At 46.8% G+C, this 11,493-nt stretch carries 11 protein-coding genes; 7 read left to right on the forward strand and 4 right to left on the reverse strand.

What is annotated here, in order from left to right:
• Window positions 1-4: 4 nt before the first annotated feature.
• Window positions 5-1,381 (forward strand): dihydrolipoyl dehydrogenase, encoded by a 1,377-nt coding sequence (lpdA, locus tag MKX80_RS04530; RefSeq protein ID WP_154996865.1) that lies wholly within the window; start codon window positions 5-7, stop codon window positions 1,379-1,381.
• Window positions 1,382-1,483: 102 nt separating this feature from the next.
• Complete coding sequence (locus MKX80_RS04535; protein WP_268342526.1) at window positions 1,484-3,319, forward strand: sigma-54-dependent Fis family transcriptional regulator; 1,836 nt, start codon at window positions 1,484-1,486, stop codon at window positions 3,317-3,319.
• Here MKX80_RS04535 and MKX80_RS04540 read toward each other — a convergent pair.
• Window positions 3,316-3,645, reverse strand: coding sequence for a YnfA family protein (locus MKX80_RS04540; RefSeq protein WP_186807203.1), 330 nt, complete (start codon window positions 3,643-3,645; stop codon window positions 3,316-3,318). The two genes, MKX80_RS04535 and MKX80_RS04540, sit on opposite strands and share 4 nt — an antisense overlap.
• 183 nt (window positions 3,646-3,828) lie before the next feature.
• Between MKX80_RS04540 and glvA the strand changes: the two genes are divergently transcribed.
• The 3 genes from glvA (at window position 3,829) to MKX80_RS04555 (ending at window position 7,664) form a co-directional block, all read left to right on the forward strand.
• Window positions 3,829-5,178 carry a maltose-6'-phosphate glucosidase gene (gene glvA, locus MKX80_RS04545; RefSeq protein WP_154996872.1) on the forward strand — a complete coding sequence of 450 codons (1,350 nt, stop codon included), beginning with the start codon at window positions 3,829-3,831 and terminating at the stop codon, window positions 5,176-5,178.
• Between the two features lie 107 nt (window positions 5,179-5,285).
• Window positions 5,286-6,056 (forward strand): MurR/RpiR family transcriptional regulator, encoded by a 771-nt coding sequence (locus MKX80_RS04550; RefSeq protein ID WP_043925869.1) that lies wholly within the window; start codon window positions 5,286-5,288, stop codon window positions 6,054-6,056.
• 15 nt (window positions 6,057-6,071) lie between these two features.
• A complete protein-coding gene (locus MKX80_RS04555) occupies window positions 6,072-7,664 on the forward strand; it encodes an alpha-glucoside-specific PTS transporter subunit IIBC (RefSeq protein WP_154996874.1) in 1,593 nt (530 codons plus the stop codon).
• A gap of 142 nt (window positions 7,665-7,806) precedes the next feature.
• Here the strand turns inward: MKX80_RS04555 and MKX80_RS04560 are convergent, their stop codons facing one another.
• The 3 genes from MKX80_RS04560 to MKX80_RS04570 all read right to left on the reverse strand — a co-directional run bounded on the left by MKX80_RS04560 (window position 7,807) and on the right by MKX80_RS04570 (window position 9,984).
• Window positions 7,807-8,385 (reverse strand): methyltransferase domain-containing protein, encoded by a 579-nt coding sequence (locus tag MKX80_RS04560; protein WP_154996876.1) that lies wholly within the window; start codon window positions 8,383-8,385, stop codon window positions 7,807-7,809.
• Between the two features lie 106 nt (window positions 8,386-8,491).
• Complete coding sequence (locus MKX80_RS04565) at window positions 8,492-9,469, reverse strand: glycosyltransferase (protein WP_268318161.1); 978 nt, start codon at window positions 9,467-9,469, stop codon at window positions 8,492-8,494.
• 176 nt (window positions 9,470-9,645) lie between these two features.
• The gene (locus MKX80_RS04570; protein WP_154996880.1) at window positions 9,646-9,984 is read right to left on the reverse strand and encodes a winged helix-turn-helix transcriptional regulator; all 339 of its coding nucleotides are present in this window, start codon (window positions 9,982-9,984) and stop codon (window positions 9,646-9,648) included.
• 230 nt (window positions 9,985-10,214) lie between these two features.
• Here MKX80_RS04570 and MKX80_RS04575 point away from each other — a divergent pair, with 230 nt between their 5' ends.
• Window positions 10,215-10,658: a DoxX family protein gene (locus tag MKX80_RS04575; protein ID WP_154996882.1), complete on the forward strand. Its 444-nt coding sequence runs from the start codon at window positions 10,215-10,217 to the stop codon at window positions 10,656-10,658.
• Window positions 10,630-11,490 (forward strand): VOC family protein, encoded by an 861-nt coding sequence (locus MKX80_RS04580; protein WP_154996884.1) that lies wholly within the window; start codon window positions 10,630-10,632, stop codon window positions 11,488-11,490. The genes MKX80_RS04575 and MKX80_RS04580 overlap by 29 nt, the downstream gene beginning before the upstream one ends.
• The last annotated feature ends 3 nt before the right edge of the window (window positions 11,491-11,493 follow it).

Genomic DNA, 11,493 nt, shown 5'->3' on the forward strand with positions numbered 1-11,493 from the left:
GACTGTGACACTTGCAATTATAGGAGGGGGACCGGCGGGTTACGTGGCGGCGATTACAGCCGCCAAGAATAGCAGAGAAGTCATCCTGATTGAAGATGGCCCCCTCGGAGGGACGTGTTTAAATGAAGGATGCATACCGACAAAAGCGCTTCTTGAAAGCGCCGATATGTTCGAGAAAGTAAAGTCCGCCGGTGCATTCGGCATCGGACTGTCAGGTGAAAGCCCGACGGTTCAGTGGCAGGCCGTCCAAAACCGTAAAAGAGAGATCATTCGGCGGCTTGCCGGGGGTATTGAATATTTGATGAATAAAAACAAAATCAAGGTGCTGCAAGGAAAAGCATCGTTCTTGTCCGAACACGACATACTTGTTGAAAAGGACGGAAAACAGGATGTGGTCAATGCCGGGCATGTGATTATAGCGGCAGGGGCGGCACCTGCCGCACTGCCTTTTGCGTCTTTTGACGGGAGCTGGATTATCCACAGCGGAGATGCCATGTCATTGCCGTCCATCCCTGAAACGATTTTTATCATTGGCGGAGGAATCATCGGCTGTGAATTTGCCAGTATATACAGCAGGCTTGGAGCAAACGTAATCATAGCCGAGCAGGCGGAACAGATTTTACCTGAGGAAGATGCGGATATTGCCGCCTTTCTTCGCACAAGTCTCGAAGAGTCCGGCGTCCGTGTTTTCACATCTGTACAAGTGGATCGTCTTGATCCTGCCCGGCAGCGCATCTTTCTGAAAAATGGCGATGACAGCTTTAATATTCAAGCGGACCGATGTCTTGTCGCTGTCGGCCGAAAGCCGAGGACTGCTGATCTGAAGCTTGAGCATATCGGAGTCAAATATGACAGGAAAGGGATTCATGTCAACCAGCATATGCAGACAAACATCCCGCATATTTATGCGTGCGGGGATATCACAGGCGGGGCTCAGCTGGCGCATGCCGCTTTTCACGAAGGAACCGTCGCCGCATCCCATGCTTCAGGCCGAGACATGAAGGTCAACAGTGAAATCATACCGCGCTGCATCTATACTTCGCCTGAGATTGCAAGCGTCGGCTTAAATGAAAAAAAGGCGAGGGAGCGCTACGGGGATGTTCGCATCGGAGAGTTTCCGTTTTCTTCAAACGGAAAAGCACTTATTTTAAATGAGACTGCCGGCAAGGTCAAGATCATCATAGAGCCGGAGTATCAGGAAATTGTCGGGGTTTCGATCGTGGGTCCGGGAGCAACCGAACTGATCGGCCAGGCAGCCGTGATAATGCATGCTGAGCTGACGGCAGACGCAATGGAGCACTTCATCGCGGCCCATCCGACTCTTTCAGAAACGATTCACGAAGCTTTGCTGCAAGCCGCAGGTCAGGCCATTCACTGCTGAATAAGGGAAAACTTCGCACAGCGGAAAAGTGCGGAGTTTTTTTTATCGATATTGAAAGCGCTTTTATAATATAATGAGGAAAAAGCATTAGGAGAGGATGGAATGAATCCGACGCCCTGCTATTTAAATACGTGGAAACGCTTTGTTCAGGAAGGGCTCCTTGACCAGGCCCGCTTGAACAAAAGAGTCATGGAATCATGGTACCGCTGCAAAAGCCGAAATGTAAATCCGTATTTAGATAAAGGACAGTCAATTTTAAAAAAGGATTTATTCAACGCTCAAAAAAAGAAACACTCGTTATTTCTCGATATCGCCCTGCCTTATTTACACAATATCAGCCGTGAATTAAAAGAGTCGGAAATGATGGCGCTCCTGATCGATGCCGACGGGTACGTATTAAGCATGGCCGGATGCCGGAGGACGCTTGAAGAGGCGAAAAAAATCAATTTTGTTGAAGGGGTCCGCTGGACGGAAACAGAAGTCGGCACGAACGCCATCGGAACCGCACTTGAAATCGGCGAAGCTGTCACCATTCACGGGACCGAGCATTTTTCGGTCGCCTCTCACCATTGGAGCTGTTCTGCTGCACCGATTCGCGATGAAGACGGCACCGTTATGGGTTTGATCGATATTTCCTGTCTCACGGATAGAAGGCATCCCTTTATGCTTGGGATGGCTGCTACTGCCGCACACGCCATCGAACGCGAGGTCAGCGTGTACACGAAAAAAAACGAAGCGGAGCTCATCAGCCATTGTCTTGAAAAAATCGATTCGGATCAGTTGTTTATCGTTTGCAATGAAAAAGAAAAAATCGTAGCCGCAAGCAGACCGGTGCGGGAACGTTTTTCCGACTGGAGGAGAATGAATGTCAATGATCTGTATGAGCGGGGGGTTGCCGGGGTGCACAAGCAGACGATTTTCTCCGCCAAAGACGGGAGGCCCCTCGGAAAGTCGATTGCACTCGCTGAAGTGTCCCGCAATAAAACAGCCCCATCGCTCGTATCCCGTTTCATCTATCCGGGAGAAACCGGAACAAGCCGGGCGTTTCAGCAGGCGCTTAACGACATGAGGCTTGCGGCTAAGACGGATGCGAATGTATACATATGGGGGGAAACAGGCTCCGGAAAGGAACTTGCCGCAAGGGCCATTCATCAGGCAAGCGCACGGAGAAACGGCCCATTTATCGCCGTCAATTGCGGCGCCATTCCTGAAAGCTTGATGGAGAGCGAATTGTTCGGCTATGCCGAAGGCGCATTTACAGGAGCAAAGCGCCGCGGTTCAAAAGGAAAGTTTGAACAGGCTCACCGCGGTACGATTTTTCTCGATGAAATCGGCGAGATCCCTTATCAGATGCAAGTGGCGCTCTTAAGGATCATCGAAGAGCGGAAGGTCACTCCGATCGGCGGAACCCGTGAAGTTCCGCTTGACATCAGAATCATCACAGCAACACACCGTGATCTGAAAGACCTTCTCCAAAAAGGAAAGATACGTGAAGATCTGTATTACCGCCTTCATGTTTACCCCGTAAAAATACCGCCGCTCAGAAAGCGCATAGAGGACATACCTGATTTGTTCCGCCACTATCAACAACAACACGAGTGGAAGGCCGAGTTTCCGCCGGTTTTTTTCAAGCGGCTTCAAGAATATCATTGGCCGGGAAACGTCCGTGAGCTCTTTAATACGTTTGAAAGGCTCAGGGTTTTATTTCCGGACGGCGGGCTGATCGACCCGTCCCAATACAGCGCGGTGCTGGACGGACTCGATTGGAAAAGCGGCGCACCTTCTGAAGAAGACCGTCTCACATTCAGAGAACGTGTTCAAAAACAAACGATGATGGAAGCTTTGCAAAAAACGAATGGAAATGTGTCCGAAGCGGCCAAGCTGGCCGGAATTCCAAGAAGCACATTTTACAAGCGGCTTCGAAAATATAACCTTTAGCCTCTCGGCGCCCAAAGCATAACGCTGACACCGGCTAAGCAGATCACAGCCCCGGCCCAATCATAGAGGTCGGGGGTTTTTTTGTCCACCAGCCAACCCCAAAGCACAGCCAGAACAATAAATACGCCTCCGTACGCGGCATAGACGCGCCCGAACGATGGAAACGCCTGAAAAGCCGGGATTATGCCGTAAATGATTAAAGTCAGCCCTCCGGCTAACCCGTACCACAGCGGTTTGGATTCCCTCAGCCACAGCCATACGAGATAGCCGCCGCCGATTTCAGCCAAGCCCGCCAGTAAAAATAAACCGATTGCGATCAGCATCAACAACACACTCCAATTTAGGTGGATTGCCTTTATTCTACACGACATAAAACGGCTGGGAAAGTTCCCGTTTTTCGGGAAAATAAACAGAACGCGAGTATAGGAACTGTCTCCCCCGAACCTGTTGGAACGGCTCCTTCAGCATGATATAAGTAAATTGTAAACGCTTATAAGGGGGCTTTAAAAATGGATAAAACGTATTCGATTGTCATTGCAGGCGGAGGAAGCACATTTACCCCGGGGATTGTATTGATGCTCTTGGACAATCTGGATGATTTCCCGATCCGTCAGCTGAAATTGTATGACAATGATGGAGAGCGGCAAGACAAGATAGCCGGCGCCTGTGAAGTGTTGGTTAAAGAAAGGGCTCCGCACATTCAATTTTTAGCGACAACCGATCCGGAAGAGGCGTTTTCCGATGTTGATTTTGTCATGGCTCATATCAGAGTCGGCAAATATGCAATGCGTGAGCTCGATGAAAAAATCCCTCTGAAATACGGAGTCGTCGGCCAGGAGACGTGCGGACCCGGAGGAATTGCGTACGGGATGAGGTCGATTGGCGGCGTGCTTGAGCTCATTGATTATATGGAAACTTATTCACCTGATGCGTGGATGCTGAACTATTCAAACCCGGCTGCAATTGTTGCCGAAGCGACGAGAAGGCTGCGGCCGACATCAAAAGTGCTGAACATTTGCGATATGCCGATCGGTATCGAAGACAGGATGGCTCAAATTCTCGGACTGTCTTCGCGGAAAGAGATGGTCGTCCGTTATTACGGTCTTAATCATTTTGGCTGGTGGACGTCAATCTGTGACAAAGACGGCAACGATCTGATGCCGGCGATCAAGGAGCATGTCAGGAAGTTCGGCTATATTCCGGAACATGAACATGAAAAGGCTGAGGCCAGCTGGAACGACACGTTCAAAAAAGCGCGGGAAGTATATGAACTCGACCCTGAGACGCTTCCAAATACGTATTTGCAATATTATTTTTATCCCGATGACATGGTGAAAAAATCAAACCCTGAATTTACGCGGGCGAACGAAGTAATGGAAGGGCGCGAGACATTCATTTTCGGCGAGTGTGAAAAAATCGCAAAAGCCCAATCCAGCGCCGGCAGCAAAATCAAAATTGATGACCATGCTTCATATATTGTCGACCTTGCGCGCGCCCTTGCGTTTAATACCGGTGAACGGATGCTTTTAATCGTTGAAAATAACGGAGCGATCCAAAACTTCGATTCATCGGCGATGGTTGAGGTACCTTGCATTGTCGGCAAAAACGGTCCGGAGCCGATCACAATCGGCAAGATACCGCAGTTCCAAAAAGGGCTGATGGAACAGCAGGTGTCTGTTGAAAAGCTTGTCGTTGAAGCCTGGATTGAAAAATCGTATCAAAAACTTTGGCAGGCCCTGATTTTGTCGCGGACCGTGCCGAATGCAAGAACAGCCAAACTGATTCTCGATGATCTGATTGAAGCGAACAAAGCATATTGGCCGGAGCTTTCCGCGGAAAATCTTCAGCCGTCGCTTTAAGGATGACAACGCCTGGGCTCCTGAGCCATACCGGTCAGCCCAGGCATATCTCCCATTTATTCTCGTATTTTATATAATAGAGACAGAGAATAAATGGGGTGAAAATGATGCAGTTGGAAGAATTAATGAACAAGCATTATAAAAAATTGAATGAAAACGATTTTCATGTATTGAAATATATTTTGAACCATCAAGACACTTGCTACAAGCTGGGCATCAACGAATTAGCAAAGAAGTGCAATGTATCCCGCACATCGATTTTAAGACTTTCACAAAAACTGGATTTCAGCGGATACAGCGAGTTCAGGGTGTTTCTGAAATGGGAGGCCGAGAAACGGGAAGAAGAGCGGGAAGATTGCCGTTCCTTTGAAAGCCTCATGAGGGATATGGAAGCGAGCATGAAGTATTTGAAAAATACGGATTTGCGAAAGATGTGTCAGCTCATTGACGAAGCAGACCGCATTTTTGTCTATGGTTCAGGTACGGCTCAGACCACGTGCGCTTATGAGCTGCAGCGAATGTTTGTTTCTCAGCACCGTTATTTGACGGTGATCAAAGATCAAATCGATTTCGACCTTATGTTTCCTGATTTTAGCCCGGCCGATCTGATCATCATCATTTCGCTGTCAGGAGAAACCCCGTCGCTGATTCCGCAGGCACAGTCTCTCTCGGCAAAGGGAATTCCTTTTATCTCTTTAACCAATTTGAAAAATAATCTGCTCGCCCAGCTCACTCCTTACAATCTCTATGCGCCGAGCCAGACGGTGACGGTTTGTCCAAAAACAGAACTGACTGCTTTTGCGCCCTTTTTTCTCGTTGGGGAAGCGCTGTTTCGCAGTTATGTCGACTATGCTGAAGAAAAGAAAAATCAGGAATAACAGGGGGGATTCACATTGATGCAAAAAGTACAGCGGTTCGGAAGCGCCATGTTTGTGCCGGTTTTGCTATTTGCTTTTGCCGGGATCGTCGTGGGCCTCAGCACATTATTTAAAAATGAGCAGCTGATGGGATCGCTTGCCCGTCAGGACACCTTTTGGTATCAATTCTGGTATATCCTTGAGGAAGGCGGCTGGACCGTCTTCAGGCAAATGCCGCTGCTGTTTGCGGTCGGAATTCCGATCGCACTGGCGAAAAAAGCGCAGGCGCGGGCATGTTTGGAAGCGCTTACTACTTATCTGACCTTCAATTATTTTGTCAGCGCCATTTTGACTGTATGGGGCGATTTTTTCGGTGTTGATATGACTCAGGAAGCCGGAGGAACAAGCGGGCTTGCGGAAATTGCCGGCATCAAAACCCTTGATACGAACATTATCGGGGCGATTCTGATTTCATCGATTGTCGTTTATATCCACAACCGCTACTTTGATAAGAAGCTGCCCGATTTTTTAGGGATTTTTCAAGGCTCTTCATTCGTCGTTATCATTTCATTCGCGATTATGCTTCCGGTAGCACTAGCGACCGCGTGGATTTGGCCGATGGTGCAGGGTGGCATTGCGTCGCTGCAAAGCTTCCTTATCGCCTCAGGAGCCTTCGGCGTATGGGTTTACACATTTTTGGAAAGAATTTTGATCCCTACGGGCCTGCATCACTTCATCTACACGCCATTTGTATTCGGCCCGGCTGTAGTTGAAGGCGGAATTGTCACCTATTGGGCGCAGCATCTCAGCGAGTTCTCAGCAAGCTCTGTGCCGTTGAAAGAACTCTTTCCTCAAGGCGGATTCGCGCTCCACGGAAACTCTAAAATCTTCGGAATTCTGGGAATCGCGCTCGCGATCTATGTAACAGCCAAAAAAGAGAAGAAGAAAATCGTTGCCGGTCTGCTGATTCCGATCACGCTGACAGCGGTGATTGCGGGGATCACGGAGCCGATTGAATTTACGTTTTTGTTCATTTCGCCGCTGCTGTTTTTCGTGCACAGTCTCTTGGCCGCGACGATGGCGACCTTGATGTATGCTGCAGGGGTGGTCGGAAATATGGGCGGCGGTTTAATCGAGATTTTAACGCTCAACTGGATACCTCTGTTTCATCAGCATGGCAGCACTTATGTTTTTCAAATTTTGATCGGCTTGTCTTTCACCGCCATTTACTTCTTCGTATTCAGGTTCTTGATTTTAAAATTGGATATTGCCACACCGGGGCGTGAAAAAGACCAGCAGCAGGAGACAAAATTTTATTCAAAAAAAGATTACAAGGCGAAAAAAGAATCCGAAAAAGAGGTTTCTGCGTCGCAGGAAATTGCTGAGACCGATCAGGCAGTTCTTTGCATTAAAGCGCTCGGCGGAAAGGAAAACATTGCTGAAGTGACGAATTGTGCGACAAGACTGAGAGTCAGCGTGTATGACGAGTCAAAAGTGGAGCCGGACAGTACATTTAAGTCCTTTGGCGTTCACGGTGTCGTCAGAAACGGAAAAGCCTTGCAAATTATCATCGGTCTCTCGGTTCCGCAAGTCCGTGAAAGGGTTGAGAAACTGCTGAATCAATCATAATTGTGCCGGGGCAAATAGCATCTCCTGAAATGACAAATGCAAGCTGCAGAGACTTGCATGTGCGACTGGGGGATGCTCTTTTGATGCAGAGACAAGCTAACGCTTCACAGGTTATCCGCATTAGCTCGCTGCATGCCAATTATTATCTTTTTTTACAGTTCAGCAGGTAAATTTCATTCTTCAGCCGTTCAGATGTTTTAATGACGACTTTTTCACTGTTCTGAAAATCCAATATGCCGTCGTATCTTTCGATGACTTCGTCAATATGTTTGAAGTGGCGGACGTGGGCGCGCGAATCGTAGTTAGGCACAGAAATCACCATATCGCTCCCTTGAGGAAGACTTGATAAAAACGCTTTGTCTTTCTCTATATGCTCTAACACTTCCAGCAAAACAAAAACATGATATTTTTGCAGCATCCGGACGATCGCCTCATCATATACATTCCCTTCGATGAAAGTAAACGAGGGATTATACCTTTTGGCTTCTTCAAGCATTCCTTTGGAAAAATCGATGCCTAAATACTTTCTGTATCCTTTGTCAAATAAAAGCTTTGCGAATCTCCCTGTGCCGCAGCCGATATCAACAATCGTTTCATCTTTGGACTCCGGCAATAAACGTGCAGCTTCTTCATACACCTTTCTCCAAGGGCTTTTTTCAAGTGGAATCAGATGTCGGTCAATAAATTGATCATAAAATTCAGCGGGCATTTCCGTTCCCATGTTTTTCACCTCGAAATCTTTTAAATCATCAGTAATAGAAATATATGTCTGGAAAGAAAATGCGTGCGGGAAGAATCCCGCCGGATAAGAAAAATGGATCAATTCATCACCGTTCCTGCTGCTCTAAAAAATCTATTATCGCGTCTACTATTTCTTGTGCACGCGCATGATAGGTATGCTGTGAATGAACGAGACGGTAGCCGTTGTCTGTGATACGCTGCCTTTCTTTTTCGTTTTGAAGATAGTATTTTGCTTTGTCATAAAAGTCTTTAACTTCACAAGCAATGAAATGGGTGCCGTCTTTAAAGCCAAGATCGAAAATATCTTGATTTGGCTCCGCCAGCAACAGCGTTCTGCAGGCAGGGGCCTCAAAAAATTTTAACAGCGGGTAGCGGAGGGCGCTACCGCACGTGAAAAATATCTTTGCCCTATTCAATTCCTGGGCATACTTTTCATTCAAAAAAGCCTGCTTGATTTCTTTTTCGTCAGTTATGACATTGCCGGGATGAGGGTGGTGAACAAACCCTTCTTCATGCTTCATCGCCTGAAGTACAGCCTCCCTAAAAAGGTATTTTCCTTTTGGGGGGTATCTTTTGTTTCCTTCATGTACAAGTCCCATGAGCAAATAGTCTATCGTTTTCTTCAACTTCCAGTCCTTGAATATTTCTGGATCAACTGCCCATGGGACCCATCTGAATTTTTCTTTGTACTGGGGGAATTCATTTAAAAAATGCTCTTTTGTCACTGAAAAAATTAAATCAATTTGGTTTTCTTCGAAATAGCTGCTTCTGATCTGTTTATTAAAATGAGAATCGATTACAAACGCGCCGGTGGGGATGTTTGTATCCTTGAGCCCCCTAATGTTAGGGGACAATGAGAAGCCGTAGGCAATGTCGTAATGGAAAATGAAATCAGGACGAAATTGAATTTTGTCCAATATATCCGGAAGATAGCCGTCTGTATGCCAATACATGACTTCGGCAAACTCCTCCAGAGATTTCATCATTTTATACTTTACTTCATGTTTGGGCATGGTCTTCCAAAACGTTTTAATCAAAACTAATATTTTCAAGCATCTCCGCATTTCTTTCTCCTCTCAGGATATCTTCGTCATCTTTCCCTATTTAATATATGAGGATTAAAAATTGATGTTCAGGCAAGCGTTAAAAAGGCGGGGAATGGGGATTCAGCTGAAAAATATGCGGAATAAAATGAAAGCGGCAAAACAAAAAGGCGATGCACCCGAGATGCACGCCTTTTCTAATGATTTTCCCGTTCATGGGCATTGTCCAGATCGATCCATTCCTGCGACCATTTTTCCATTCCTTTAAGGACCGGTTCAAGCGCCTGTCCTTTTTCAGTCAGGGAGTATTCGATCCGCACCGGTGTTTCTGGATACACGTGCCGGTGGATGATGCCCTCGTGTTCGAGTTCTTTTAATCTTTCGGATAACAGCCTTCCGCTGATGGGAAGGGAAGATTCTATATGGCAAAACCGCTGCGGGCCGTTAAGAAGCTGGTGAATGATGAATCCGTTCCAGCGCTGACTTATCATTTTCATTCCTTTTTCAAATTTCGGACATAAAGATGATAGGCTCATATTCCTCACCTCTCTAGGTCTATTATAACGGTATATCAATGAATGAGCAAAGCTCATAAAATGTCTTGACGTAAGTTTGTTATTTATATATACTAACTTACACAAAGTAAGTAACGAACGAAAAAAGGAGGAAAATGCTGGCTTCTCATACGGATGATATGTTGATAGATGGATAAAGTTGGCGTTCGTCATTGGTCTTTAAAATAAAAATTGAAAAAGAGGAGAAAATAATGAACAACAAATACGAATTAGGTGCATTTATTTTACGTTTGGTTACCGGTCTTACATTTTTGCTTCACGGGCTTTCAAAATTTCAAGGCGGGATTGAAAATACTGTAGGATTTTTCAGCAGTGTCGGAATTCCGGGCTTTCTCGCCTATATCGTAGCGATTATCGAATTGGCCGGAGGGGCTTTAATGATTCTCGGGCTCGGTACACGTGTGATTGGCCTTTTATTTGCGATTGTCATGCTGGGAGCCATTTTCACTGTTAAGCTATCCGCTGGTTTCATGGGAACGGATGGAGGCGCAGGCTATGAATTAGATGTAACGCTTCTTGCAATGTCTGTATACCTGGGCTTGAGCGGAAGCCGCATGCTGTCCCTTGGGGAAATCATCCTGAAATCAAGGAAAGAAGGAAAAACAGATGTCACAGCAAATCCACCCGGGCACTAAGCTCGGCTATGTCAAGCTGAAGGTGAGCCGTCTTGAAAGATCGGTTTCTTTTTATAGGGATGTGATCGGTTTTCAAGTATTAAAACGGGACGGCAAAACGGCGGAGTTCACAGTTGACGGGAAAAATCCGCTTTTGATCATTGAGGAGATTCCAAATGCTGTTGTGCTCCCTGAAAGATCGGCAGCAGGCCTTTATCATTTTGCTATTTTGCTTCCAAACCGAAGGCAGCTCGGCATGGCTGTGAAGCATTTGATCCGCGCCGGTATCGAACTCGGCCAGGGAGATCACCTTGTCAGCGAGGCGCTTTACTTGTCAGATCCTGATCAAAACGGAATCGAAATCTACCGGGACCGTCCGCGCGAGGGATGGAAGCGTGATGACCAGGGGAACTACGTGATGGGCACCGAACCAGTTGATGTCCAAGGTCTTCTTGAAGAAGCCGATGGTCACGAATGGCAAGGTCTTCCCCCTGAAACAAAAATCGGACATGTCCATTTTCACGTCAGAGATTTGAAGCAGGCGAAAGAATTTTACCACTCTGTACTGGGATTTGATATCACGGGAGATTATCAACACATGTCAGCGCTTTTCGTCTCTGCCGGAGGCTACCATCATCATATCGGATTAAACATCTGGGCCGGACAACATGCGCCTTTTGCTCCACTTGATGCGGCAGGCATGGCGTATTACACGGTTCTTCTCCCGAGTCAAACGGAACTTGACCGCATCGTACAAAAACTGAAAAGCTCAGGTTATGCCGTTGACCATCAAGAAAACGCTTGGTTTGTTCAAGACCCGGCTTCAGGCATTGATATCAGATTGACCGTTTGAAAA

The organism is Bacillus sp. FSL K6-0972, from assembly GCF_037976035.1.
In the GTDB taxonomy this organism is placed as follows: Bacteria; Bacillota; Bacilli; order Bacillales; family Bacillaceae; genus Bacillus; species Bacillus haynesii.